The 23860-nt window shown below is 71.8% G+C and carries 25 protein-coding genes, 2 pseudogenes and 1 riboswitch; of the genes and pseudogenes, 9 read left to right on the top strand and 18 right to left on the bottom strand.

All coding sequences use genetic code 11. The features are described 5' to 3' along the window. Positions 1–187: 187 nt before the first annotated feature. From AB0947_RS28540 to AB0947_RS28530, 3 genes and pseudogenes are all read right to left on the bottom strand, one after another. The gene (locus AB0947_RS28540) at positions 188–1300 is read right to left on the bottom strand and encodes a glycoside hydrolase family 19 protein (protein ID WP_366753191.1); all 1113 of its coding nucleotides are present in this window, start codon (positions 1298–1300) and stop codon (positions 188–190) included. Between the two features lie 130 nt (positions 1301–1430). Continuing rightward, entirely contained in the window at positions 1431–1706 is a 276-nt protein-coding gene (locus AB0947_RS28535; protein ID WP_366753253.1) for a septal ring lytic transglycosylase RlpA family protein, read from the bottom strand. A gap of 57 nt (positions 1707–1763) precedes the next feature. Then, positions 1764–2219, bottom strand: a pseudogene (locus tag AB0947_RS28530) (lectin); the annotation flags it as partial. A 283-nt stretch (positions 2220–2502) separates the two neighbouring features. Between AB0947_RS28530 and AB0947_RS28525 the strand changes: the two are divergent. After that, positions 2503–3720 (top strand): alginate lyase family protein, encoded by a 1218-nt coding sequence (locus AB0947_RS28525; RefSeq protein WP_366753190.1) that lies wholly within the window; start codon positions 2503–2505, stop codon positions 3718–3720. A 23-nt stretch (positions 3721–3743) separates the two neighbouring features. Here the strand turns inward: AB0947_RS28525 and AB0947_RS28520 are convergent, their stop codons facing one another. Continuing rightward, positions 3744–4646: a DUF6424 family protein gene (locus AB0947_RS28520; protein ID WP_366753189.1), complete on the bottom strand. Its 903-nt coding sequence runs from the start codon at positions 4644–4646 to the stop codon at positions 3744–3746. A gap of 201 nt (positions 4647–4847) precedes the next feature. Then, positions 4848–5324 (bottom strand): SRPBCC family protein, encoded by a 477-nt coding sequence (locus tag AB0947_RS28515; protein ID WP_366753188.1) that lies wholly within the window; start codon positions 5322–5324, stop codon positions 4848–4850. A 327-nt stretch (positions 5325–5651) separates the two neighbouring features. Here AB0947_RS28515 and htpG point away from each other — a divergent pair, with 327 nt between their 5' ends. Next, positions 5652–7562, top strand: coding sequence for a molecular chaperone HtpG (gene htpG / locus AB0947_RS28510; protein ID WP_366753187.1), 1911 nt, complete (start codon positions 5652–5654; stop codon positions 7560–7562). A gap of 173 nt (positions 7563–7735) precedes the next feature. On the opposite strand, the gene AB0947_RS28505 is transcribed toward htpG, so the two are convergent. The 4 genes from AB0947_RS28505 to AB0947_RS28490 form a co-directional block, all read right to left on the bottom strand. Continuing rightward, positions 7736–8161: a pyridoxamine 5'-phosphate oxidase family protein gene (locus AB0947_RS28505; RefSeq protein WP_366753186.1), complete on the bottom strand. Its 426-nt coding sequence runs from the start codon at positions 8159–8161 to the stop codon at positions 7736–7738. A 96-nt stretch (positions 8162–8257) separates the two neighbouring features. Continuing rightward, entirely contained in the window at positions 8258–8473 is a 216-nt protein-coding gene (locus tag AB0947_RS28500) for a hypothetical protein (RefSeq protein WP_366753185.1), read from the bottom strand. 125 nt (positions 8474–8598) lie between these two features. Beyond that, positions 8599–10116, bottom strand: coding sequence for an MFS transporter (locus AB0947_RS28495; RefSeq protein ID WP_366753184.1), 1518 nt, complete (start codon positions 10114–10116; stop codon positions 8599–8601). 79 nt (positions 10117–10195) lie between these two features. After that, a complete protein-coding gene (locus AB0947_RS28490) occupies positions 10196–11095 on the bottom strand; it encodes a LysR substrate-binding domain-containing protein (protein WP_366753183.1) in 900 nt (299 codons plus the stop codon). A gap of 142 nt (positions 11096–11237) precedes the next feature. On the opposite strand from AB0947_RS28490, the gene AB0947_RS28485 reads away from it, so the two are divergent. Next, positions 11238–12245, top strand: coding sequence for an aldo/keto reductase (locus AB0947_RS28485; protein WP_366753182.1), 1008 nt, complete (start codon positions 11238–11240; stop codon positions 12243–12245). Positions 12246–12285: 40 nt separating this feature from the next. After that, positions 12286–12702 carry an SRPBCC family protein gene (locus AB0947_RS28480; protein ID WP_366753181.1) on the top strand — a complete coding sequence of 139 codons (417 nt, stop codon included), beginning with the start codon at positions 12286–12288 and terminating at the stop codon, positions 12700–12702. Between the two features lie 35 nt (positions 12703–12737). Here the strand turns inward: AB0947_RS28480 and AB0947_RS28475 are convergent. Beyond that, positions 12738–13407 (bottom strand): annotated as a pseudogene (locus AB0947_RS28475) (TetR family transcriptional regulator). 127 nt (positions 13408–13534) lie between these two features. Between AB0947_RS28475 and AB0947_RS28470 the strand changes: the two are divergent. After that, positions 13535–13780 (top strand): hypothetical protein, encoded by a 246-nt coding sequence (locus AB0947_RS28470; RefSeq protein WP_366753180.1) that lies wholly within the window; start codon positions 13535–13537, stop codon positions 13778–13780. A 15-nt stretch (positions 13781–13795) separates the two neighbouring features. On the opposite strand, the gene AB0947_RS28465 is transcribed toward AB0947_RS28470, so the two are convergent. From AB0947_RS28465 to AB0947_RS28435, 7 genes are all read right to left on the bottom strand, one after another. Then, the gene (locus AB0947_RS28465) at positions 13796–14587 is read right to left on the bottom strand and encodes a beta-glucanase (RefSeq protein ID WP_366753179.1); all 792 of its coding nucleotides are present in this window, start codon (positions 14585–14587) and stop codon (positions 13796–13798) included. Between the two features lie 162 nt (positions 14588–14749). Then, a complete protein-coding gene (locus AB0947_RS28460; RefSeq protein WP_366753178.1) occupies positions 14750–14923 on the bottom strand; it encodes a hypothetical protein in 174 nt (57 codons plus the stop codon). 29 nt (positions 14924–14952) lie between these two features. Next, positions 14953–15309: a PRC-barrel domain-containing protein gene (locus AB0947_RS28455; RefSeq protein ID WP_366753177.1), complete on the bottom strand. Its 357-nt coding sequence runs from the start codon at positions 15307–15309 to the stop codon at positions 14953–14955. Positions 15310–15372: 63 nt separating this feature from the next. Next, on the bottom strand, positions 15373–16584 hold the full coding sequence (locus tag AB0947_RS28450; RefSeq protein WP_366753176.1) for a spore photoproduct lyase family protein: 1212 nt from the start codon (positions 16582–16584) through the stop codon (positions 15373–15375). A 120-nt stretch (positions 16585–16704) separates the two neighbouring features. Next, positions 16705–17046, bottom strand: a complete 342-nt coding sequence (locus tag AB0947_RS28445) for a DUF3140 domain-containing protein (RefSeq protein ID WP_366753175.1) — start codon at positions 17044–17046, stop codon at positions 16705–16707. A gap of 5 nt (positions 17047–17051) precedes the next feature. Next, the gene (locus tag AB0947_RS28440) at positions 17052–17288 is read right to left on the bottom strand and encodes a DUF2945 domain-containing protein (RefSeq protein ID WP_366753174.1); all 237 of its coding nucleotides are present in this window, start codon (positions 17286–17288) and stop codon (positions 17052–17054) included. 130 nt (positions 17289–17418) lie between these two features. Further along, the gene (locus tag AB0947_RS28435) at positions 17419–18036 is read right to left on the bottom strand and encodes a hypothetical protein (protein WP_366753173.1); all 618 of its coding nucleotides are present in this window, start codon (positions 18034–18036) and stop codon (positions 17419–17421) included. Positions 18037–18378: 342 nt separating this feature from the next. Then, positions 18379–18460: riboswitch (cobalamin riboswitch) on the top strand. A gap of 129 nt (positions 18461–18589) precedes the next feature. On the opposite strand from AB0947_RS28435, the gene AB0947_RS28430 reads away from it, so the two are divergent. From AB0947_RS28430 to AB0947_RS28420, 3 genes are read left to right on the top strand one after another with little or no spacing between them, the layout of a single operon-like run. Continuing rightward, positions 18590–19645, top strand: coding sequence for an iron ABC transporter permease (locus tag AB0947_RS28430; RefSeq protein WP_366753172.1), 1056 nt, complete (start codon positions 18590–18592; stop codon positions 19643–19645). 2 nt (positions 19646–19647) lie between these two features. Further along, positions 19648–20415 (top strand): ABC transporter ATP-binding protein, encoded by a 768-nt coding sequence (locus AB0947_RS28425; RefSeq protein WP_366753171.1) that lies wholly within the window; start codon positions 19648–19650, stop codon positions 20413–20415. 8 nt (positions 20416–20423) lie between these two features. Then, a complete protein-coding gene (locus AB0947_RS28420) occupies positions 20424–21422 on the top strand; it encodes an ABC transporter substrate-binding protein (RefSeq protein ID WP_366753170.1) in 999 nt (332 codons plus the stop codon). A 101-nt stretch (positions 21423–21523) separates the two neighbouring features. Here AB0947_RS28420 and snpA read toward each other — a convergent pair whose 3' ends face one another. Continuing rightward, positions 21524–22213 (bottom strand): snapalysin, encoded by a 690-nt coding sequence (gene snpA, locus AB0947_RS28415; RefSeq protein ID WP_366753169.1) that lies wholly within the window; start codon positions 22211–22213, stop codon positions 21524–21526. A gap of 181 nt (positions 22214–22394) precedes the next feature. Here snpA and AB0947_RS28410 point away from each other — a divergent pair, with 181 nt between their 5' ends. After that, positions 22395–23399, top strand: coding sequence for a LysR family transcriptional regulator (locus AB0947_RS28410; RefSeq protein ID WP_366753168.1), 1005 nt, complete (start codon positions 22395–22397; stop codon positions 23397–23399). Positions 23400–23860 lie beyond the last annotated feature (461 nt).

Here is a 23860-nt window from a genome sequence, read left to right as displayed (position 1 = left end):
ATCGGATGTCTAGGGCCTCGGTGGCTGGACGTGGCAGGTGAAAGGGTTCGCCTCCGGCCGGTCCGGCTGGTCCGGCCGGTCCGGCTGGTCCGGCTGGATCGCGGAACCCGGTGGAGCGACGAGAAAACCCCTGGCGCTGGGCCCCGGTCGGTGCCGGTCCGTGCGCCAGGGGTGCACTGAGGGTGTGTCAGCAGTACAGGTTGCCACCCGGGCTGACGCCGAGGATCTGGGTGAACCTCTGGTAGGCGTCGACGCGGCTCTGGACCTGGGCGGGGTTCTTGCCGTCGCATTCCAGGGAGCCGTTGATGGAGCGGATGGTCTGGCCGAAGCCGGCACCGTTGACCATGGCGTTGTGCGGGGTCATCGTGCCGGGCCCGGACTGGGTGTTCCAGTACCACAGGCCGGTCTTCCAGGCGACGGCGGAGTCGTTCTGCACCAGCCAGGGGTTGTTGAGCAGGTCGATGTGGAGCGCGTCACCGGCGGCCTTGTAGTTGAAGTTCCAGGACAGCTGGATGGGGCCGCGCCCGTAGTAGGCCGCCTGGCCCGCCGGGCAGCCGTACGGCTGGCTCGGGTCGCAGTAGTGCGGGTAGTTGGCGGTGTTCTGCTCCACCACGTACACGAGCCCGCCGGTCTCGTGGCTGACGTTGGCGAGAAAGGCGGCGGCCTCCTGCTTCTTCACGGTGTCGCTGCCGGTGTTCGCGAAGCCCGGGTAGGCGCTGAGGGCGGCGGTGAGACCGCTGTAGGTGTAGAAGGGGTTCCGGTTCGGGAACATCTGGTTGAACTGGGCCTCGGAGACGACGAACCCGGAAGGCGTGGTACTGCCCCCGCCGCTCGCCGGCGCGTTCCACTTCTGGTTCGCCCCGCCGGTGCAGCTCCAGATCTGCAGGCGGGTGCCGTTGGCGGAGGTGTTGTCCCGCACGTCCAGGCACTTGTTCGCGGCCGGGTTGACGATGTCGTGCGCGGCGGTGACCACCCACTGCTGGTTGGCACCGCCGGAGCAGTCCCACAGCTGTACGGCGGTTCCGTCGGCCGTGCCGCGGTCGACGACGTCCAGGCACTTGCCGAGCGCCCGCAGGGTGCCGTCACCGGCGTTGGACCACCGCTGGGCGTTGGTGCCGTTGCAGTCGTAGAGCTGTACGGCGGTGCCGTTGGCGCTGTTCGCGCCCGCCACGTCGACGCACTTGCCGGCGAGGCCGGTGATCTGTCCGTCGGCGGCCCGGGCCGGGGTGATGGCGAACAGCACGGCGAGGCAGGCGGCGACGGAGGCGGCCAGCATCCGTCCGGGGTGCACGCGTGTCATCGGTATCCGTCCGAAGTACGGGACATTCATGGGGGATGCGCTCCAGTTCACGGGGCGTACTGCGAGGGGGGATGCGCGGAGGCGCGGGGCCGGCGCACGACGCCGGCCGGTGACTCCGCGTGTCGGCAGGTCAGTTGAGGACGGTCTGGGTGACGGTGATGTGCCCGGCGTCCGGGTTCAGGCTGCCGCCGAGCCGGCTGAACGCGCCGTCGGTCAGGTCGAGGCACTTGGGCTCCTGCGGCGTCTGCGCGAAGGTGCCCCGGTCGTTGATGCGGACGACCAGCGACCGGCCGTTGGCGACGTTGGTCACCTGGACGCGGGTGCCGAAGGGCAGTTGCGGCTGGCGGCTGAGGGAGGTCGCCGCCGTGTCGGCGTTGTTGTCGAAGACCTCGCCGCTGGCCGTCAGGGCACCGGGCGGCTGGGGCCCGTAATGCGTCGCCCAGCACTGGTCGGACGGCTGCTGCGCGGCGGGCGCGTTCCACTTCTGGTTGGCGGCGCCGGTGCAGCTCCAGATCTGTGTCCGGGTGCCGTTGGCGGAGTTGTTGCCGGTGACGTCCAGGCACTTGTCGGCCTGCGGGTTGACGATGTCGTGGGCGGCGGTGACGGTCCACTTCTGGTTGGCGCCGCCGGTACAGGTCCACAGTTGCGCCTTGGCGCCGTCGGCGGTGGAGTTGCCGGTGACGTCGAGGCACTTGCCGAGGGCACGGAGGGTGCCGTCGCCGCCGACCGTCCACTGCTGGGCGTTGGTGCCGTTGCAGTCGTAGAGCTGTACGGCGGTGCCGTCGGCGGAGCTCGCACCGGCGACGTCGAGGCACTTGCCGGCCAGGCCGGTGATCGTGCCGGTGGCGGCCTGCGCGGGGGAGGCGGCCAGCAGCCCGGCCGAGACGGCGAACGCGGCGGCGAGCACGGTCCTGAACAGCGGGGCGCGGTGGGGGAAGGGCGCGGACAAGGGAGGAGATCACTGCCTTTCGCGTCGATGAGGGAAAGGGAGGGCCTCGCCGGGTCGAACGCTGCGCGCGAAGGCCCGCCCGGCACCGGGGACGGTAAGAGGTCTGAACCAATCACGTCAAGACATGAAGAGGCTTGCGTGTGACGGGAGTTGTCGCTTCCGGACTCTTGACGGCCACCTGGTCCGTACCTATGGTCTCGTCAACTCGACGTTCAGTCAGCCGCACTTCGTTCACATACGAGGACGGGATCAGATGCAGGACACACCCGCTCGGCGCCGTCGCACCTCCCCGCGTTCCGCTCTCGCCCTCACGGCGGCGGCCACCCTGCTCACCACCGGACTGCTCTCCTGGCCCGGCAGCCAGCGGGCGGAGGCCGCACCCGCCGCCTTCACCCACCCCGGCGTCACCGTCTCCCGCGCCCAACTCGACTTCGCCCGCGGCAAGGTGCTCGCCGGCGTACAGCCCTGGAAGGGCGCGTACGACCAGATGATGGCCAGCAAGTACGCGAGCCTCAGCCGCACCCCCCAGCCGCGCGCCGTCGTCGAGTGCGGGTCGTACTCCAACCCCAACTACGGCTGTACGGACGAACGCGAGGACGCGATCGCGGCGTACACCGACGCGCTCGCCTGGTACATCACCCGGGACGAGCGCTACGCCAAGAAGGCGATCGAGCTGATGGACGCCTGGTCAGCCGTGCTCCAGGACCACACCAACAGCAACGCCCCGCTGCAGACGGGCTGGGCGGGATCCTCCTGGCCGAAGGCCGCCGAGATCATCAAGTACACGTACACCGGCACGTGGGCCAACTCCGGCCGGTTCGCGACGATGCTCCGCAACGTCTATCTGCCCGAGATCATCAACGGCTCGAACTCCAACGGCAACTGGGAGCTGTCGATGATGGAGGCGGCCGTCGGCATCTCCGTCTTCCTGGAGGACAAGGCGTCGTACGACACCGCCATGGCGAAGTTCCGCACCCGCACCGCCGCGTACGTGTACCTCGCCTCCGACGGCGACCTGCCGAAGACCGTGCCGAGCCAGAACCTGAACACACGCGACAAGATCGTGTCCTACTGGCAGGGACAGTCCACCTTCGTCACCGGACTCACCCAGGAGACCTGCCGCGACTTCACCCACACCGGATACGGCATCTCGGCCATCTCACACGTCGCCGAGACCAGCCGCATCCAGGGGCAGGACCTGTACGGCACCGACGTGGGCGAGCGCCTGCGGCAGGCGCTCGGCTTCCAGTCCAAGTACGAACTGGGCGCCGCCGTCCCGAGCTGGCTGTGCGGCGGGTCGGTCAACCGTGGGCTGGGCCCGGTCACCGAGGTCGGCTACAACGCCCTGCACAACCGCCTGGGCATCGCCATGACCAACACCCAGGCCCTGACCGAGCAGAACCGCCCGGCCGGCAGCAACAACCTCTTCGTCGCCTGGGAGACCCTCACCCACGGGGACAACCCGAACTGAGTCACACGCCGGTGTCGCCCCGCTCAACGGGCCCGCGCGCCCCGTCCGTTCCCGTGCGCGTGGGCCCGGCGAGCCGTCAGAGGGCCCGACGCGGTGCGGTGTCCCGGCCCGATCTGGCCGGCGAACGCCTGGAGCGCGGCGGAGCTGTTCGGCGGCAGCACCGCCATCAGCCCGCGGTCCCGCGCCTCGGCCAGCGTGTCCGCGGCCTGGCTGCCCTCGGAGGCGTGCACCAGACGCACATGCCCGTCACCGGAACCCCGCCGGTCCACCGGTGCCACGGCGCCGTGCGTGCCGTCGGGCAGGGTCACCCACAGCTGGAAGTCGTCGTACCGGAAGAAGTCCGCACCCTTGACGGGCCACGGGTAGTGGTGCTCACCGGGCACCTCGGGGAGGATGCCCTGGTGATCCGAACGGCTCAGCGGTACGCAGGAATTGAAGAGCGAGTCGGTCCACGCCTCGACACCGTCGGCGTCCGTGATCGGGGTGCGCAGCAACTCCTCGGCCTCCCCGTAACCGAGTTCCGCCAGGGCGGGCAGCGTCCCGGGGAACCCGGCCACGAGGACGGCGGCGTCCTGGCGCAGCCGGTCGATCCTGGACGGCTCGGCGCAGAACTGCATGCTCCACTCGATGCCCGCACGGGCCCGGTACATCCGCCAGCCGCTCGTCGTCTTCACCCACAGGCTGCCCCCGTGGTGCATCTCCCAGTGCGCGGGCGCCACGGGCCGGGGCCCGTAGGGCAGGTCGGCGTCGTCGATCTCGTCCAGGATCTTGTGCGCCGTGCGTTTCGCGGCCTGGAAGAACGAGGACTCGAAGCGCTCCGGGTGCTTGACCAGCCGGATCCTCCAGGGGTGGTTCTCCGATTCCTCACCGCCCGGCTGGATCGTGTCGGGTATCCGGGCTGCGGCGACGGTGCCGGTGCGGGTCATCACGACCTCCTCCTGCCGCCCACGGCCCGGAGCACGGACCGTGGTCCGAGTGTCCCCTGTGACTATCGTGTGCTGTGGGGCGGCAGTGTGCGAGCCAGGGCGCGCCCGGCGAACGGTCGGTGAGCCCGCGTGCGCGGCGCGGCAGCAAACGGCCGCCGAGCCTGTGCGCCCGGCGGCGTATGCGTGACGGCCGCGTCCTGATCAGAGGGACGAACCGCTGTCCCCGGGCCGGACCCGGCCGCGCCAGGAACCGGACTCCCCGCCCTGTTCCTCGATGAACTGCTTGAACCGCTTCATGTCTCCCTTGACGCGCCGGTCGATCGTGCCGATCAGGTCCGCCACCTTCTCCACGGCTCCGCTGGGCTCGACATCCATCACCAGCTCGACCTTGGTGTGCATGTCGTCCAGGCGCTCGAAGCGGACGGTGCCCTTCTGGCTCGTGTCGCCGCTGGTGGTGCGCCAGGTGATGCGCTCGTCGGGCAGTTGGTCGACGATCTCGGTGTCGAACTCGCGCCGCACTCCGCCGACCTTCATGGTCCAGTGATTGTGCCGGTCGTCCAGCTGCCTGACCTCCTCGACGCCTTCCATGAAGTTCGGGAAGTCCTCGAACTGCGTCCACTGGTTGTAGGCGGTGTGCAGCGGAACGTCGACCTCCACCGCTTCCTTGACCGTGCTCATCTCCGTACCTCCGTTGTCCTCGCTCGACGGACGGCGGTCCCGGACCGTTGCCGGGCCTGGACCCGGCGAGTACCCGGCGAGCCGCCGGTTATGAGCCCCGGCTCCGGCAACGGCACCGGTGCGGCGGCGCCGTTCCCCAGCGTGAGAGACTGACCACGCAGCGCGCCGGCGGGCCGCGCGTGGGCGCCGGGGCGGACCCGAACGGTACGGATCCGGCCACCAGCCGCTCTTCCAGCCACGGCCTGCTCTTCCGGCCACCGCGCTGACGTGGTGTTTTACAGTAGCTCCACCAGTTCCGGCGACAGGACCTGTGAGGTATTCGCGAACATGCCGACCGAGACCTTCGAGTTCCAGGTGGAGGCGCGTCAGCTGCTGCAGCTGATGATCCACTCGGTCTACTCGAACAAGGACGTCTTCCTGCGGGAGCTCGTCTCCAACGCCTCGGACGCGTTGGACAAGCTGCGCCTGGAGAAACTCTGGGACGACTCGCTCGACGCCGACGTGTCCGACCCGCACATCGAGATCGACATCGACAAGGACGCCCGTACGCTCACCGTGCGGGACAACGGCATCGGGATGTCGTACGACGAGGTCGGGCAGCTCATCGGCACGATCGCCAACTCGGGCACCGCGGAGTTCCTGCGGGAGCTGCGCGAGGCCAAGGACGCGGCCGGGGAGGAGGGACTCATCGGCCAGTTCGGCGTGGGGTTCTACTCCGGCTTCATGGTGGCCGACGAGGTCACCCTGCTGACCCGGCGCGCCGGCGAGGGCCAGGGCACCCGCTGGACGTCCCGCGGCGAGGGCACGTACACGCTGGAGCGGGTGGACGACGCGCCGCAGGGCACCTCGGTCACGCTCCACCTCAAGCCGGCCGACCCGGAGAACCAGCTCCACGACTACACCTCGCCCTGGAAGATCAGGGAGATCATCAAGCGGTACTCGGACTTCATCACCTGGCCCATCCGGATGGTGCCCGAGCGCTCCGCCACGGCCGGCGAGGACGACGGGGCGCCGGAGCCGGAGACGCTCAACTCGATGAAGGCGCTGTGGGCGCGGCCCCGCGACGAGGTGTCCGACGACGAGTACCACGAGCTGTACAAGCACATCGCCCACGACTGGCGCGACCCGCTGGAGACGATCCGGCTCCAGGCGGAGGGCACCTTCGAGTACCAGGCCCTGCTGTTCCTCCCCGAACACGCCCCGCACGACTTGTTCACGCGGGACTTCAAGCGCGGCGTGCAGCTCTACGTCAAGCGCGTGTTCATCATGGACGACTGCGAGGCGCTGCTGCCGCCGTACCTCCGCTTCGTCAAGGGCGTGGTCGACGCCGCCGACCTCTCGCTCAACGTCTCCCGCGAGATCCTCCAGCAGGACCGCCACATCGAGATGATGCGGCGCCGGCTGACGAAGAAGGTCCTGTCCACGGTCAAGGAGATGATGACCAAGGACCAGGAGCGGTACGCCACCTTCTGGCGGGAGTTCGGCACGGTCCTGAAGGAAGGACTGGTCACCGACTCGGAGAACCGCGACGCCCTCCTCGCCGTCGCGTCGTTCGCGAGCACCCACCACGACACCGAGCCGACCACGCTCAAGGGGTACGTGGAGCGGATGAAGGAGGGTCAGGAGGACATCTACTACCTGACCGGCGAGTCGCGGCAGAGCATCGAGAACTCCCCGCACATGGAGGCGTTCCGGGAACGGGGCATCGAGGTGCTGCTGCTCACCGACCCCGTGGACGAGGTGTGGGCCGACGCCGTCGGCGAGTACGAGGGCAAGAAGCTGCGGTCCGTCGCCAAGGGGCAGATCGATCTCGACGCCGAGGACGAGACCACCGCCGACGAGGAACGGGAGAAGCAGACCGAGGAGTACGCCGGGCTGCTCGGCTGGATGAAGGAGCAACTGGACGAGGACATCAAGGAGGTGCGCCTGTCCTCCCGGCTCACCGTCTCCCCGGCCTGTGTCGTCTCCGACGCGCACGACCTGACCCCGGCCCTGGAGAACATGTACCGCGCCATGGGCCAAGAGGTGCCCCGCGCCAAGCGGATCCTGGAACTCAACCCCGGCCACCAGCTGGTGAAGGGCCTCAACCAGGCGTACAAGGAGCGCGAGGACCGCACGGAGCTGGCCGAGACCGCCGAGCTGCTGCACGGTCTGGCGGTGCTCGCCGAGGGCGGCCAGCCGAAGGAACCGGCCCGGTTCGTGAAGCTGATGGCGGACCGTCTGGAACGCGCGCTGTAACGGTGCCCTCCGGGGCGGGCGGTGTACTCGGCGCCGAGTACACCGCCTCGCTCCCCGCTGTCCGTGGGCACGACGTCCCGGCTGTGATCATGGCCGGATTCTGTCCCCAGGCACCGCCGACGACGACCCTCCGCGGACCGGCGGGGGAGACGGCACGGTGCCGGCCCGTGCCGTCAGACGGCCCCCAGGTCGGCGGCGATCCAGTGCTCGGGCCGCATGTAGACCAGGAAGTGCTCGCCGAGCCGGGTCCGGTCGTACTCGACGAACGCGGCGACCTTCTCCTTGGGCAGGTAGCGCGCCGCCATCTCCCAGGAGTGCTCGTGGCTGTCCGGGGCCGTCCTGGTGACCGGTCCCTCGACCGACACGTAGCGCACGGTGGGCTCCGTGCGCTGCACCATCAGGCTGAAGCGCCCCGCGGCACGGATCGCCCGCGCCTTGCGGGAATCGGGGCCGGTGCGCACCCACAGCTCGCCACCCGGCGTGTACTGGTACCAGATGGGAACCGTCAGCGGGGCGCGGTCCGGCCGTTCGACGACCGACAGCGCGCCGATGTGGGGCTCCGCGAGAAACCGCTCTCGTTCTTCGATGGAGAGTGTCACGTGGCCGACCCTAACGCCCGGGCCGCGCGGCCTGCCGTAGCGGATTCCGCCGAGTTCAGCGGCCCGGCCGCACGCGGGGCGTTCGCCGAGAGCGTGCTAGCCGGCGTCGCGGTCCAGGACGCGGCGGGCCGCCTCGGCCTCCGCCGCCGCCGGGGACAGCTCGTCGAGCGTGTCCAGCTCGTCGTCCGCTTCGAGTTCCCGTTCCCAGGCCGCCGCCAGGGCTTGCTGCTCCTCGCGCGGCCGCGCGCCGACGGCCTCGCGGTGGTGGGGGTCCAGCGCCGCCAGGAATCGTTCGACCGGGTCCGTCGGCATGCGGTGCTCCTTGTCGCCACTGGGTGCCGCTCCGGCCCAGCATGGCCAACCCGGGGCGCGTCGGCAGCCCGACACGGCCCGGCGCCACCCTGATGGCCCTGCCGCGTGCCGTGACCGCGGGCCGGTCAGGTGTGCCGGGCGTGCACCGGGTCGTGGGCGATCTCGTCCGGGCACGTCCCGTGCGGGTCGCTCAGCCGCCGGTCCCGCTGCCAGTCGAAGGCCGCGAGCGCCAGGGACGCCGCCATCCCGACGAGGGCGGCGCACAGCGCGGTCAGGAGGGCGGCCCGGTAGTCGTGGCCGCGGCCGAGCACCAGGTAGAACAGGCCGGGCAGGGCGGCGGTGCCCAGCGTGGCGCCCAGCCGCTGCCCGGTCTGCAGGGCGCCGCCCGCCGCGCCCGCCATCCGCACCGGCACGTCCCGCAAGGTCATCGTGATGTTGGGGGAGACCACGAAGCCGCCGCCGACGCCGCCGAGGAACAGCGCCGGGGCGGCGACCCAGGGAGCGACGTCCAGGGGCACGAAACGGAGCAGCAGCGCGGTGCCGCCCAGACCGGCGAGCACGCCCGTCAGGCCGCACACGGTAAGCAGCCGGCCGTACCTGTCCACCAGCCGCCCGGACACCACGGCCGCGCTCGCCGAGCCGAGGGCGAACGGCGTCACGGCGAGACCGGAGCGGAGCGGGGAGAAACCGAGGCCGTGCTGGTAGAAGAGGGCGAACACCAGCCAGACCCCGCTGAAGCCGATGAAGTACAGCGTGCCGATGCCGGCGCCGACCGCGTAGCCCCGCACGGTGCTGAACAGCCGCGGGTCGAGCAGCGGCTGGGCGTGCCGGGCGACCAGGCGGCGCTGCCACTGGACGAAGACGACGAGCACCGCCGCGCCCGCCGGGAACAGCCACCACAGGCGGCCGAGACCACCGGAGTCCGCCTGGACCAGCGGATACATGAGCGCGAGGACGCCCAGGCCGAGGAGCACGACGCCGGGCACGTCCACCCGGCCCCGCCCGGAGCGCCGGGTGCGCGGCAGCAGGCGGCGGCCGAGGAGGACGGCGAGGATGCCGATGGGGACGTTGACGTAGAAGATCCACCGCCAGCCCTGGGCGCCGGAGGCGAGGGCGAGGATGACACCGCCGGTGATGGGGCCCGCGGCGGAGGAGATGCCGACGGTGGCACCGAAGAAGCCGAAGGCCCGGCCGCGTTCGGCGCCGCGGAACATCTGCTGGATGAGCGCGGAGTTCTGCGGGGCCATGAAGCCGGCCGCCAGGCCCTGGGCGAGACGGGCCGCCACCAGCAGCATGATGTCGGGGGCCGCTCCGCACGCCGCGCTGAAGACCACGAAACCGCCGAGGGCCAGCAGGAAGATACGGCGCCGGTCCAGCGCGTCGCCGAGACGGCCGGCGGTGACGAGGGCGAGGGCGAAGGTCAGGGCGTATCCGGAGACCACCCACTGCACCTGGGCCGGGGAGGCGCCGAGATCCCGTTGGACGGTCGGCAGGGCGACCGCCACGATCGTCACGTCGAGCAGGCTCATGAAGCCCGCCACCAGGGTGACCCACAGGGCGCGCCACCGGCGCGGATCAGGCTCGTACCCGGCCTCCTGGGCGCCCGCGTTCCGACCGCCCGCCGCCGATGTCGACGCTGTCAACCTGGGACTCCTCTCACCAGGGCCGCACTCGGTCGGACCAGGTTCCCGCGCCGGGCGGAGGCACACATGTCCCGCTTGCTCACACGGTCGCGGCCCCGCCCAGGACCAGCTCGCGGAACGACGGCACGACCGGGCGGAGATCCGTCCGGTGCCAGGCCGCCCAGAGCCGTACGGACGCCTCATGCCAGGGTAGTTCCCGTACGGTGATGGTTTCGCCGGCGCCTCGGAGCATGCTCTTCTGGATCAGCGCGAGGCCCAGTCCGGAGGCGACGAGTCCGAGGGCGGTCTGCGGCTCGGCGGCGTCCAGCCGCACGTCCGGCGTGAACCCGGACGCCGCGCAGGCCGCGATGAAGACGTCGCGCCAGGCCGGGTGCTGGGAGTCCGCCACGGCGATCCAGGACTGCCCGTCGAGATCGGCGGCGGTGACGACCTCCTGCGCGGCGAGCGGATGCCCGTGGGGGAGCGCGAGCATCAGCGGGTCCTCCAGCAGCAGCGCCGAGCACAGGTCGGAATCGTCGTCGGCGGGCGGCTCGTGGACGAGCGCGATGTCCAGGCTGCGCTGCCGCAGACCCTCGAACTGCTCGGCGGGGCTCAGCGGGTACAGGGCGACGTGGATGCCGGGGCTGCGCTGCTGGAGGGCGCGCAGCGCGCCGGGCAGGATGCCGGTGTGCAGGGCGTGCGGGACGTACCCGATACACAGTCCCCCCTCCTCGCCCCGGCCCAGCCGCCGGCCGAGGTTCTCCAGCCGCTCGGCGTGCCGCAGCAGCGCGCGGGCCTCGCTGAGGAAGACCCGGCCGTCCGCGGTGAGCCGGATCCGCTGCTGACTGCGCTCGAAGAGCGTCAGACCGAGCTTCTGCTCCAGCTGGGCTATCTGCCGGCTGAGCGGCGACTGGGAGATGTGCAGGGCCTCCGCGGCCCGGCCGACGTGTTCGGCCTCGGCCACGGCGACGAAATAGGTGAGCTGGCGCAGATCAAGCATGTAAGACCTCTGGGGACTGAAGTCTGTCCAACTATGTCTTGGACAGTCTCAACCTCTCGATCCTAGCCTCGGTGACACAAGGACGACGACCCGCCGGACACCCCGCGCGGCACCCGTCACCACTCTCACCGAAAGACCTTCCATGAGCATCAAGAACCTGCTTCCCGGACGTCTCGGCTTCGGCACGGCCCCGCTGGGCAACATGTTCCGCGCCATCCCGGACGAGGAGGCGGCGGCCACCGTCCAGGCCGCCTGGGACCACGGCATCCGTTACTTCGACACCGCCCCGTTCTACGGCGCGGGGCTCAGCGAGATCCGCCTGGGCGAGGTGCTGTCCGGCATGCCCCGCGACGCCTACGTCCTGAGCACCAAGGTCGGCCGCGTCATCCTCGACGAGGCCGAGGACCCGGCCGCCCGCGAGCTGGGCGAGAAGGGCGGACTGTTCGAGCACGGACGCCCCAACAAGATGGTCAACGACTACTCGGCCGACGCCACCCTGCGCTCCGTCGAGGACAGCCTCAAGCGCCTGCGGACGGACCGGCTCGACATCGTCTGGGTGCACGACGTCGCCCAGGACTTCTACGGCGACGAGTGGCTGGCCCGGTACGAGACCGCCCGCACCGGAGCCTTCCGGGTCCTGGACCGGCTGCGCGACGAAGGCGTCATCAAGGGCTGGGGCCTCGGCGTCAACCGTGTCGAACCCCTGGAGGTGACCCTCGACCTGGACGAGCCCAGGCCGGACGCGTTCCTCCTCGCCGGGCGCTACACCCTCCTCGACCACGAGCGCGCCCTCCAGCGGCTGCTGCCCGCCGCGGCCGCGCAGAACGTCGACATCGTCGTCGGCGGCCCCTACAGCTCGGGCATCCTCGCCGGCGGCACGCACTTCGAGTACCAGCAGGCCCCCGCCGAGATCGTCGCCAAGGTCGAGCGGATCAAGGCGCTCGCCGCCCGGCACGGCGTCGGCATCAAGGCCGCCGCGCTGCAGTTCTCCCTCGCCCACCCGGCGACCGCCGCCGCCATCCCCGGCGCCACCCGCCCCAGTCGCGTCGCCGAGGACGTCGCCGCGCTCACCGAGACGGTCCCGGCCGCGTTCTGGGCCGCGCTCCGCGAGGAGGGCCTGATCGCCGGCAACGCCCCGCTGCCCGCCTGACCGTCCCCCGTACCAGACCTGATCCACCCAGGAGAAACCCATGGCCACCACCACCGCGTCCCTCGACGTCCCCGTGCCCGCCGAGCGCGTGTGGCAGCTCATCGGCGGCTTCGGCTCGCTGCCCGACTGGCTGCCGTACATCCCCGGCAGCGAACTCGGCGAGGGCGGCCGGGTGCGCACCCTGACGAACGAGGAGGGCGGTGTCATCGTCGAACGGCTGGAGGCGTTCGACCATGAGGCGCGCACCTACACCTACTCCATCGTCCGGGCCCCGTTCCCGGTCACCGACTACCGGTCCACCCTCACCGTGCGCGAGACGCCCGACGGCCACGGCGCCCGCGTCGAGTGGTCCGGCACCTTCACCCCCGCCGGTGTCCCGGACCAGGAGGCCGTCGACCTCTTCCACGGCATCTACACCGACGGGCTGGCCGCCCTGCGCCGGACCCTCGCCGGCTGACCGCGCGGGCGCCGCGCGCGGGACGCGGCGCCCGGTCAGCCGGCCGCCGCGGACTGCACGCCGAGCCCGGTGAGGTAGGCGGTGAGGACGCGGCTCAGGCGGGGTTCCACCTCGACGACGGCATGGCTCAGCCGGGGATCGCTCGCGTACAGCTCCCGCAGGCGCGGCCCCGGGCTGGCCATCTGCCACAGCGCTCCGGCCATGCCGGTCGCGGTGGCCACCGTGTCCACGGCCTGCGGTTCGGTCAGCCCCAGCAGCCGGTGCAGCTCGCCGCCGATCCGCTCGACCTCCCCGAGCGTCCGAAGCTTGAAGGACCGCACCGACTCGGTCGACACGTTCCGTTCCAGGTTCAGGGGCGCCTGGGCGAGCAGGTCGCAGAACAGGGGGCGCGCCGCGAGCGTGCCGGCGATGACCCCGGCGACCTCGGCGGGGGTGGCGTGCGGCCGGCCGGCGAGGTCGCCGCACAGGTGGGCGGACCACTGCCGCCACCCTTCCGCGGTCAGTTCGAGGAAGATCTGCTCCCTCGTCTCGAAGTAGCGCAGGCAACGCCGATTTGTGCATGCCCACGGCCGCCGCGATGTCGGTGAGGGTGACGTCCCGCACGCCCTGCCGGCCGGCGAGCGTGCGGGCCGCGGCCAGGATCGCCTGTTCCCGGACCTGTTTGGCCTCGGGGCTGCGCGCACGCTGAAAGGCAAGCTCACTCATGAGGGACATCAATAGGAGGGGTAGCGCAATGGCGTTGCGTAATCCTCCGTGAGGCGCCGCCCCCCTCCCGTTTCCCCGGCCGGCCCACGGGAACCCGGCCGTGCCGACGACGGATCGGAGGACGGCCATGACGGGACACACCGACGAGCCCGCCGACCGCTTCGCCCGGGCCCGCGACGAGGAGGAGCCCGGAGCGCACTCGGGCAGCGAGAGCCAGGCCCGCGACCGGACGATTCCGGGCACGGCCGGCGCCAAGGAGGGCTACCAGCCCGACGAGGGCACAGCGGCCGGTGAGCCGCTGCGAGGCGTGGAGGCCGAGGAGCGGCCGGGGGAGCGCCGGCGGGACGACGAGGAGACCGGTTCCGACCGGTAGACAGGCCGCACGGCCTCATCCGGGGCCATCGGCGCGGTGCCGGTCGGCGGGGCCGCCCACGGTGGCGGTCCCGCTGTGCTGACCCTCGCCCTTCCCGCCGCCCGGGCCGGGACGGCGTACGACGAGACTGCTCACCTCGAAGCTGATCTCGGCCGTGCCGGCCTCGGGCGGCGGGTGGTAGCGCCCGGCGCTCACCGAGAGGTTGACGATCAGGTAGGCGTGCCAGGCGCGGCCCACGCCCCGCCCGTCCGAGAACACGCGCGTGCCGTTCAGCCACCAGACCACCGAACGGCGCCCGAAGTCGGTGCGCAGGTCCACCCAGGCGCCGGGACCGACGGCGTCGTCGCGCACATAGCGCTCGGCGCCACGCACATGGTTGGTCAGTTCCAGCAGGTCGGGGTGGTCCGGGTGGTACTCGAAGACGTCGATCTCCTGGTCGCCGTCCCGCCAGGTCCAGATGGCCGGCCAGGCGCCGATCTCCCGGGGCAGCCGGACGCGGGCCTCCAGCACGTCCCCCGCCCGGACCGTGAACCCCTCCTCGCTCCCCTCGGTGGTCAGCAGCCCCGTGTCCCACAAGCCGTCCGGCCGGCGCGTGGCCCGGAAGACTCCGGAACGGCTGTGATCGGCGTCGGCCACCAGGTAGTCGAGCTTGTCGTCGCCCGGGTTGACCGGGCCGCCGTCCGGATAGGCCCACGAACGGCCCGCGACCCACTGCGTCTGCGAGGCGAAGTCCGCCGTGAACACGACGTCGGATCCGGTAGGGCGACGCGGAGCGGGCAGGCGGCCGTCCGGTGCGTGTTCCTCCATACCCGATGTCTCACCGGCACTCGCCCCGTCATGCGCCCGGACGCCGATCCGGCACCGAGATTGACCCGTCCGGGTGAACGGCGGGCGGCCCGGCGCGGCCTCGGCGCGTCGCCGGGGCCCCGTCGAGCCGTATTGGCACCTTCGCCGCGTGCGCGCAAGCGGTCAGCGGGCGAGCCGGTGCTTCCTGCCTCCCCGGCGAAGGCGCACCGCGGCGAGGACGAGGTCGGCGACGAGCACGACGGCGCCGATGACGAAGAGATAGAACAGGCCGTGGGCGACGAAGCCGATGATGCCCAGGACGACGGCCACGAGGACGAGCAACAGGAACAGACTCATCGGATCTCCCGGCGTTCTCCGCGCGTCGGTCAACGGCGGGCCAGGCGCCGCTCACCGCCGGCGCCCGGTGTGTAGGTCAGCTCGTAGTGGGAGAAGACACCCGGCTCCTCGGCGACGGGCAGCTCGCCGTCGGTGTCGATCGCCGGGGCCTTCTTGACCTGGTCCTTGCTGTGGACGACCTTCAGGTAGCCAGGACCGACCGTCGCACCGACAAGCGGCACGAACGCCAGACGGCGACGGGTGGGCAGACCCACGGTCACCGTGGCGAAGAAGGGCTGGTCGGTGGTGGTGTCCACGTAGATCGACTCCATGACGCCGATCTTGTGCCCCTTGGGGTCGACGACGTCGTGTCCTCGCCACTCACGGATATCGGATGCCTCGAACATCAGAACCTCCTCTGCGGGGGTACCCACGATCGGGCCGGTGATGTGGCCGCGCCACCCGAATCCTCAGAAGGCGTACCGGATGCGCAGCCAGGGGGCGTGGGACGCGACGAGGTCCTTCAGGGTGCGTACGGCCTCCGCTTTGACGTGCGTGGCGTAGCGGACGTTCAGCGCGCCGTTCTCCGAGCGTTTGCCCTGTTGCAGCGCGGGCTGCCACAGCACCTCCTCGGCGCGGGGGTGCCATCCCAGATTGACCTCGTGCAGCTCCCGGTTGTGCGTGAGCATGATCACTTCGGCGGCGGCCTGCCGTTTGACCCTCTCGGGCAGAGCGTCGTCGAGATGCCGCAGCAGTTCGGTCCAGGCTTCCTGCCAGCCGGGGCGCACCACCACGGGGGAGAGGTTGAAGTGGACCTCGTACCCCGCGTCCAGGAAGTCCGCCGCGGCGGCGATCCGGTCGCCGACCGGTGACGTCCGCAGGTCCAGCAGCCTCGAGTCGGCCGGGGGCATCAGCGAGAAACGGATGCGCGTCCGGCCCCGCGGGTCCAGGGCCAGCAGGTCGGGGTTGACGAACTTGGTGGCGAACGACGCCTTGGCCGTCGGCCACTGGCGGAAGGCGCGGACAAGATCCGCGGTGTTGTCGCTGATGAGCGCGTCCACCGAGCAGTCGCCGTTCTCCCCGATGTCGTAGACCCAGGCCGACGCGTCGCACTGGTTCGGTTCCCGTTTCCGGCCCTGCCGTGCGACGTGCCGTGCCAGGTGGGCGATGACGCCGTCGATGTTGGTGAAGACGGTGATGGGGTTGGCGTACCCCTTGCGCCGCGGTACGTAGCAGTAGGCACACGCCATCGCGCACCCGTTGGAGGCGCCGGGGGCGATCCAGTCGGCGGACCGGCCGTTGGGCCGCGTCACCAGCGTCTTCTTCTCGCCCAGGACCAGCGTCTCCCCCTTCACCCGCACCCAGCGCTCGACGTTCCCCTCGTTGCCGTGCAGCCCCGGGATGCGCCAGTGGGAGTCCACCTCGATCACCTCGGCCTCGGGGAAGCGGGCGAGGATCTGACGGCCGCGGGCCGAGGAGGCGGCGGCCGGCTCGGCGTAGACGGTGCGTACCGGCAGCAGGCGGCGGGCCGCGGGGGAGTCACGGAACCATGGGCGGTGCTCCGGCCCGGGAACCGTGCCGGTCCCGCCGGTCCCGTGTGTGCCGGGCGCGGCGGTGTCCAGCGCGTCGAGGTCGAACAGGGCGTCGGGGCCGTCGTCCGGTCCGGCGGAGGGGTGCCACATCTCTGCTCCGCTCGGGAAGGTGCCGTGGTGGGGTCTCCACTCCACTGTAGGCACGTGCCGCGGCGGCGATTCCGCGCGCCCGGCCGGCAGGGGGGAGCCGGCGCCGCAGGGACCGGGGACTCAGCGGTCGTCCAGGGGGTCGTGGCCCCAGTTCATCAGCGAGTGGCGCCAGCGTGTGTCGCGTACGTCTCCGGACGGGCGCTGTGCGAGGTGGCGGCGGATGTAGCCGGTCACTTTGCGCATGTGCGCGTAGTCCGTGTCCGAGAGGTCGCCCTTGTTCTTGCGGAGGATGTCCACGATGGCGCGGCCGGAGGCGTGCCCGGTGGACTCGCCCCCGTCCTTGTGCTGTCCGGCGGCCCGGGATTCGTCGGTGGCCAGCCACTTCTCCAGGGCGGAGGGTGTCATGTTCACCAGTTCGCGAAAGCTGTCCCGGATCTCCCGGTGCTCCTCCTCGGCCGTCACCGGGCCTACTTCTTCCGCTTGAGCGCGGACGGCTTGTGCACGGCCGTGCGGCCGGACTTGTCGCTGCGGACCTCGTACTGCGGGTCCTCGGGCGAGGCGTCCACGGTGCGTCCCGACGCCTCGGTGCGCTCGGTGATCTTCTTCTCCACGGTGCCCTCGGTCTCGCTTCCGTGACTGCGCCAGGCCACCTTGTCGCCCTTGGACGGTTCCTTCTCGCCTGATGTGCGCTTCGCCTTGGCCATGGTCGTACTCCCTGGAGACAGAGGTTCCGGCGTGCGGGTGGAAAGCGATGTGTCCTTCCACCACCTTGCCGGGAGAGGGCGCGGTCCGCACCTGTGGGCCCGGTCCGGCCCTCTCCGCGGGCCGGGGAGGTCAGGAGAGCTTGTCCACCGCCGTCCGGGTGGTGGCCTTGAACGCCTTGACCGGGGCGTCGCGGAACGAGCCCATCTGGGACCACTTCACGACGGTGACGGTCCTGCCCTCGCGGCCGACCGAGAACAGGGCGATGTCGGAGGCGCCCCACGTCGCGGTGGTGTGGATGCCGTAGACGTGGGCGCCCGCCGCCACCTCGACCTTGCCGTAGTACTTCTTCGCCGCCGTGATGTCCGGGGACTGCGACTGGAGCTTCTTCGCGCAGCCCGCGAGGTCCTCGCGCAGCAGGGCCGCGAAGTCGGCGGCGCGCTGTGCGTCGCGCTCCACCACGGTGACCTGCAAGGCGTTGGTGTCGAGGTCCGTGTGGAAGGCGCGGTGTACGGAGGTCGACGGCAGGGCGTCGCCGACGCAGACCGGCAGCGGGTCCGGCCGGCCGGCGGTGACCGGGCCGGCGTACCAGGGCGACGACGGGTGGGGCGGCAGGTCCGCCGGGCCGAGGAAGGCGGGTGCGTCGGCGGTGCGGGCGGCAGCCGTCGCCGGGACCGCCGCCAGGGCGAGGGCGGTGCCGGTGGCCAGGGCCGTCAGAGCATTGCGGATGTCCCGCGTCCGGATCGTCATGGTGTCCCCCTGTGCGGAGTGATGCGCTCGATGCCGGTGAGGAGGGATTCCTCCCGGCCGTCATGTGGAGTACGACCCGCCCCGGGCCCGCTTCGTTGTGCCCCGAATGGCACGGAACGGTCACAGACGTCACCGTTCGGTCGCCACGCCCGGCACGCACCAGGGCCCGGCAGGCCGCACGGCCCGAAGGCGAGGTGTCCCGGCTGCCGGTCGAGCCGGAGCCGGAGCCGGAGCCGGTACGGATCGGGCGGCCACGCCGATCGCGGCCGGCCGCACCGAGCAGCGCGCACCCGTCACGAGGGGCCCTCGTGACGGTTTGTTAGGCTCGCCTTGCCTCCCGTGGGGGAAGTCCGGTGAGAGTCCGGCGCTGACCCGCAACGGTGTGCGCGGGGACCCTGTGGTCCTCGCGCGAGCCCGATCGCCCGCGGAGGGGTCAGCGACCCGTTTGACTGCTCGCCGCGGACTGCGAGAGGGGGGCCGCGTGGCCGGCACGGCCGTACGGGCTGTCCCTGTTCGACGTCCCGCGGCGGCCCGTGCGAAGGACGGCCCCACCGTGCGTCGAAGAACGGCACCCCGCCGGATACCCGCGCTGCCGCTCGGCCTGGGGCTGGCGGTGCTGCTGGCGCTCTCGCTCCTGTGCGGTGTCGCGCTCGGCGCCGCCGGAATCGGCTGGGCCGACGCGCTCCGCTTCCTGTGGGCCGGGCTCACCGGCGGCACCGTGCACGCGCACGACGCGGCCCCCTACTCCATCGTCTGGGAGATCCGGCTGCCCCGGGTCCTGCTCGCCGCCGTCGTCGGGGCGGGGCTCGCGGCCGTCGGCGTGGCCGTCCAGGCCATGGTCCGCAACGCGCTGGCCGACCCGTTCGTCCTCGGCATCTCCTCCGGCGCCGCGGTGGGCGCCAACGCCGTCATCCTGCTCGGCGCGCTGGCGGGACTCGGGGTGTGGGCGCTGTCGGTGTCGGCGTTCGCCTCCGCGCTCGCGGCCATGGCCCTGGTCTACGCCGTCGCCCGCTCGCCGCACGGACTGACCCCGCTGCGGCTGATCCTGACGGGCACCGCGCTGGCGTACGGCTTCGAGGCCGTCACCACGGTCATGGTGTTCGGCGCGGCCCGGGGCGAGGCGGCCCGGTCGGCGATGATGTGGCTGCTGGGCAGCCTCGGCGGCGCCACCTGGGCGCAGGTGCCGCTCGCCGCGGTGACCGTCGTCGCCGGATGGGCGTGGCTGCGCCGGCGGGCCGAGGCGCTGAACGCGCTCGCCATGGGGGACGAGACCGCGGCCTCCCTCGGTGTCCCGCCACCCCGGCTGCGGCGGGAGCTGTTCGTGGTGACCGCGGCCGTCACGGGAGCCGTCGTCGCGGTCAGCGGGGCCATCGGGTTCGTCGGGCTGATGGTGCCGCACGTCGTGCGCATGCTGGTCGGTGCCGACCACCGCCGGGTGCTGGCGGTGGCCCCGCTCGCGGGAGCGGTGCTGCTGGTGTGGGCGGACGTGCTGTCCCGGCTGCTGCTGGCCCCGGCCGAACTGCCGGTCGGGGTCATCACCGCGGTGGTCGGTGTCCCGGCGTTCCTGCTGCTGATGCGGCGGGGCGGCTACGCGTTCGGGGGGCGCTGAGCGTGCGGCTCGACATCGAGGACGTCACGGTCGAGGCGGCCGGAACCCGCCTGGTCGAGCACATCGGCCTCACCGTGGGCAGCGGGACGTTCGCCGGGCTCGTCGGCCCCAACGGCAGCGGCAAGTCGACCCTGTTGCGCACCGTGTACCGGGCGCTGCGGCCGGCCGCCGGGGTGGTGCGGCTGGACGGTGACGACCTGCACGCCATGGAGCCGCGGGCCGTCGCCCGGTCGCTCGCGGCACTGCCCCAGGAGTCGTCGGCCGAGTTCGACTTCACCGTGGCCGAGGTGGTCGCCATGGGCCGGCTGCCGCACCGCGGCCGTACGGCCGCCGCGGACCGCGAGATCTGCGCGCGGGCGATGGACCGCACGGGCGTCACCCACCTCGCCGGCCGGGGGTTCCCCGGCCTGTCCGGGGGCGAGAAGCAGCGGGTCCTCATCGCCCGCGCGCTGGCGCAGCAGCCACGGGTGCTCGTCCTGGACGAACCCACCAACCACCTCGACATCGCCCACCAGTTGGACGTGCTCGGCCTGGTCCGGGACAGCGGCCTGACCGTGCTGGCCGCGCTGCACGACCTGAACCTCGCCGCCGCGCACTGCGACGTCCTGTACGTCATCGACAAGGGCCGGATCGTCGCCGCCGGCCCACCGCTCGACGTCCTGCGACCCGCCCTGCTCGCCGAGGTGTTCGGCGTCCGGGCACACCCGGTACGGCATCCCGTGACCGGCGCCGTCCAGCTCCTGTTCGACCGGCTTCCGCCCACCACCTGAGGATCACCATGCGCACGCTGCTCGCCGCCGCCCTCTGTCTCGCCGCGACCGCCACCGGCTGCGGCGCCACCGTCGAGTCCGCCCGGGACGCGCGGTCCCCCGCCGTCACGCTCACCAACTGCGGCCGTGAGGTGACCTACGACAAGGTCCCCGAGCGCGTCGTCACCAACGACGTCGGCATCACCGAGCTGATGTTCGCGCTCGGCCTGGAGGACCGCATGGCCGGCTTCGCCATGCCCGACGACAAGGGCGACCTGAGCCGCGTGCCGTGGAAGGACGGTTACGACAAGGTGCCCTGGCTGTCCAAGGACCAGCTCACCAAGGAGAACGTCCTGGACGCCCGCGCCGACCTCGTCGTCGCCGGCTGGAACTACGGCTTCCGCGAGGACGGCGGCTTCACCCCCGACGTCCTGGACAAGCTCGGCATCCCCTCGTACGTGCTCACCGAGTCCTGCCGCAACGGCCGTACGAAGACCTCGCGGGGGATCATGCCGCCCCTGGACGCCCTGTACACCGACCTCACCAACCTCGGCAGACTGTTCGGCGTCGAGGAGCGGGCCGCAGCGCTGGTCGACGGCTTCAAGGAACAGATCGCCGGCGTACGGGCGAAGGCTCCGAAGGGCGCCGGCCGCCCCTCGGTCTTCCTCTACGACAGCGGCCGGGACACCCCCTTCACCTCCGGCCGCTACGCCGCTCCGGAACAGATCATCACCGAGGCCGGCGGCGTCAACGTCATGCACGGCGTGGCGGACTCCTGGACCACGGCCGGCTGGGAGACCGTCGTCGAGCGCGATCCGGACGTCATCGTGATCTGCGACTACGGCGACGTCAGCGCCGAGCGGAAGAAGCAGTTCCTGCTCTCGTACGCCCCCTTGCGCGACGTCTCCGCCATCAGGCACCGGCGGATCGTCGCCCTCGACTACGCCGACCTGGTGGAGAGCCCCCGCAACCCGTCGGCCATCGCCCGGCTCGGCGCCTACCTGTGGACGGTGGCGGGGCAGGGGTGACCTTGGGAGCCCGGTGCGGTGGCCCGTACGACGGCGGTACGGACCGCGGCATCACCGAGCCGCGGTCCGTACCGGGGTGAACCGGGAGGGCTGTGTGGGGATCAGCCGCCGTGGTTCACCTTCGCCAGGGCCTTGGCCAGGCCGTTGGCCCACAGCTGGTTGACCCGGGAGCGCTCGGTGGCGTTCGGGTACCGGTTGGTGCAGGACGGGCCGGGGCCGCCGCCCGACATCAGTTCGCTGCACGGTCCGCTGTAGTGGTCGGGCAGGCCCAGCACGTGGCCGGTCTCGTGGGCGGTGACGCGGACGGAGTCGTACTGCTGGTTCTGCGCGTAGTCCAGGAAGATGTAGCCGCTGCCGTGGCCGTTGGTGGAGGCGTAGGACCCGCGCGAGTCGTTGCCCTCGTAGTAGGCGAAGTCGCCGGCGCCCGAGGTCGCCTGGAGCTTGACGTTCGACACGGAGCTGTTCCAGATGGAGGCGGCGCTCGATATCTGGGAGCGGAAGCTCGGGGCCTGGGAGGCGTTGTAGTAGACGGTCACCACCTTCAGCGAGGGCTGGTCGGCCTGCCGCTCGGCGACCGACTTCAGCACCGCGTCGAAGAACGCCTTGCTGCCGGCGCTGTCGGCCGTGCCCACGTAGCCGGCGGTGGCGGTGCGGGCCGGTGCCTGGGCGGTGCTCTGGGCGCTCGCCGGGCTCGCGGTACCCAGTGCGGCGGAGGCCAGACCGAGACCGAGGGCCAGGGTCAGCAGTCGTCTGGTCTGCTTCGAGCCGGTGCTGCTGCGGAACGACGCCATGGGGGGCTCCTTCTCGTCCTGTGGGGTGGAACGATCGGTTGCCAGTGAGTCTCGGGCAGACCAACGGGGCGCGGGATGATGGCATTCGGGGATAGCCCGGGGCTATCGCGGGCCGACTCGTCCCTGTTCGTTGGCACTTGAACATCTGGTGCGGTGCCGTGCGCCGCCTTACGCTCCCCCCATGGAGCTGGAGGTGAGGCACCTGCGCGTCCTGTGCGCCATCGCCGACACCGGCAGTCTGCACAAAGCCGCACGGCAACTCGGCCTGGCGCAGCCTTCGTTGAGCACCCAGCTGCGGCGCATCGAGCGCGCCCTCGGTGCTCAGCTCTTCGTACGCACCCGGACCGGCTGCCGTCCCACCCCGCTGGGGCTCGCCGTGCTGAGCCGGGCCAGGCCCCTGGTCGCGGAGTTCGCGGCGATCGTCACCGAGACCAGGGCGGCGGCCGCCCGTGCCGCCGGCGGCTTCCGGCTGCGCATCGGCGCCACCGCGAGCCGGGCCATCCCGAGCTGGTTGCGCCTGCTCAGGGCACGCGGGCCCGGATCCGGCCCGACGCTCCAGATGAACGTGTCCGCCAACGCCCTGCTGGGAATGGTCGCCGCCGGCCGGCTCGACATGGCGTTCGTGCACGAGGTCGAGGGCAGCCCGCTGCGCATTCCGCCCGGCCTGAGCCTGCGGGTGCTCGTCGAGCGCGAACCGCAGTTCGTCACGCTCGCCGCGGACCATCCGGCCGCGTCGCAGCCGGAGGTGAGCCTCGCCGATCTGGCCGACGACCGCTGGATGGTCGACTCCACGGTCGACGGCGAGTGGGACGGCCTGAGCCGGGTCCTGCGCGCCGCGGGCCTGAACCCCGAGATGCTGCACGGCGACTACCTCACCGCGTACTCACTGGCCGCCACCGGCGAGGTCGTCACGATCAGCCAGCCGACCGCCCATCCCCGCCCCGACCTCGCGATCCGCCCGCTGAAGGGCGACCCGATAGGGGTACGGCTGCTGCTGGTGGCCCGCACCGAGGACGAACTCGACGAGGCCTACCCGGAGTTGGAGGAGGCGTACTGGACCGTGGCCCGGGAGGCGCCGGCCTACCGGGAGTGGCTGAAGCGCGCGGACCCGCGCGGCGCCCGCGCGGGTCGTGCCACGCGCGCCCGGTGGGCCACCACCGCGGGAACCGCCGACGCGCTGACGTGAGCCGTCCCCAGCCGTTGCCCGCCGCCAAGCCGGTGAGTGCGGCGCCACGGGGACCGTCAGCCGTCGGTCCCATCCCGTGGACGAGGCCCGGTCACGCCTCCGGCGGCACCGGCCGGACCTCGGGGAAGGCGAGGTCGTGGGCACGGGTGACGGTCCCGCGTGGGCAGCCCGGCGTGATTGGGGACCGGTCGCAGGTCACCGTCCATGGCCCGGCTGTGCCCCGTTTGCCGGGCAGGTGACCGTCAGCCGTCGGTCCCATCCCGTGGATGAGGCCCGGTCACGCCTCCGGCGGCACCGGCCGGACCTCGGGGAAGGCGAGGCCGTGGGCACGGGTGACGGTCCCGCGTGGGCAGCCCGGCGTGATCGGGGGACCGGTCGCAGGTCACCGTCCATGGCCCGGCTGTGCCCCGTTTGCCGGGCAGGTGACCGTCAGCCGTCGGTCCCATCCCGTGGATGAGGCC

The organism is Streptomyces sp. NPDC047841, assembly GCF_040704085.1.
GTDB lineage: Bacteria > Actinomycetota > Actinomycetes > Streptomycetales > Streptomycetaceae > Streptomyces > Streptomyces argyrophylli.
The sequence above is the reverse complement of the archived record's forward strand: the minus strand, read 5'-3'. Positions and strand labels throughout refer to the sequence as shown.

What these genes read in the sequence shown, in the direction of transcription:
- AB0947_RS28435 (WP_366753173.1), bottom strand. Translation starts at nt 18,036, where the DNA reads ATGACGATCCGGACGCGGGACATCCGCAATGCTCTGACGGCCCTGGCC.
- AB0947_RS28480 (WP_366753181.1), top strand. Translation starts at nt 12,286, where the DNA reads ATGGCCACCACCACCGCGTCCCTCGACGTCCCCGTGCCCGCCGAGCGC.
- AB0947_RS28420 (WP_366753170.1), top strand. Translation starts at nt 20,424, where the DNA reads ATGCGCACGCTGCTCGCCGCCGCCCTCTGTCTCGCCGCGACCGCCACC.
- snpA (WP_366753169.1), bottom strand. Translation starts at nt 22,213, where the DNA reads ATGGCGTCGTTCCGCAGCAGCACCGGCTCGAAGCAGACCAGACGACTG.
- AB0947_RS28450 (WP_366753176.1), bottom strand. Translation starts at nt 16,584, where the DNA reads ATGTGGCACCCCTCCGCCGGACCGGACGACGGCCCCGACGCCCTGTTC.
- AB0947_RS28500 (WP_366753185.1), bottom strand. Translation starts at nt 8,473, where the DNA reads ATGCCGACGGACCCGGTCGAACGATTCCTGGCGGCGCTGGACCCCCAC.
- htpG (WP_366753187.1), top strand. Translation starts at nt 5,652, where the DNA reads ATGCCGACCGAGACCTTCGAGTTCCAGGTGGAGGCGCGTCAGCTGCTG.
- AB0947_RS28485 (WP_366753182.1), top strand. Translation starts at nt 11,238, where the DNA reads ATGAGCATCAAGAACCTGCTTCCCGGACGTCTCGGCTTCGGCACGGCC.
- AB0947_RS28455 (WP_366753177.1), bottom strand. Translation starts at nt 15,309, where the DNA reads ATGTTCGAGGCATCCGATATCCGTGAGTGGCGAGGACACGACGTCGTC.
- AB0947_RS28470 (WP_366753180.1), top strand. Translation starts at nt 13,535, where the DNA reads ATGACGGGACACACCGACGAGCCCGCCGACCGCTTCGCCCGGGCCCGC.
- AB0947_RS28410 (WP_366753168.1), top strand. Translation starts at nt 22,395, where the DNA reads ATGGAGCTGGAGGTGAGGCACCTGCGCGTCCTGTGCGCCATCGCCGAC.
- AB0947_RS28540 (WP_366753191.1), bottom strand. Translation starts at nt 1,300, where the DNA reads ATGACACGCGTGCACCCCGGACGGATGCTGGCCGCCTCCGTCGCCGCC.
- AB0947_RS28520 (WP_366753189.1), bottom strand. Translation starts at nt 4,646, where the DNA reads ATGACCCGCACCGGCACCGTCGCCGCAGCCCGGATACCCGACACGATC.
- AB0947_RS28460 (WP_366753178.1), bottom strand. Translation starts at nt 14,923, where the DNA reads ATGAGTCTGTTCCTGTTGCTCGTCCTCGTGGCCGTCGTCCTGGGCATC.
- AB0947_RS28465 (WP_366753179.1), bottom strand. Translation starts at nt 14,587, where the DNA reads ATGGAGGAACACGCACCGGACGGCCGCCTGCCCGCTCCGCGTCGCCCT.
- AB0947_RS28525 (WP_366753190.1), top strand. Translation starts at nt 2,503, where the DNA reads ATGCAGGACACACCCGCTCGGCGCCGTCGCACCTCCCCGCGTTCCGCT.
- AB0947_RS28490 (WP_366753183.1), bottom strand. Translation starts at nt 11,095, where the DNA reads ATGCTTGATCTGCGCCAGCTCACCTATTTCGTCGCCGTGGCCGAGGCC.
- AB0947_RS28515 (WP_366753188.1), bottom strand. Translation starts at nt 5,324, where the DNA reads ATGAGCACGGTCAAGGAAGCGGTGGAGGTCGACGTTCCGCTGCACACC.
- AB0947_RS28440 (WP_366753174.1), bottom strand. Translation starts at nt 17,288, where the DNA reads ATGGCCAAGGCGAAGCGCACATCAGGCGAGAAGGAACCGTCCAAGGGC.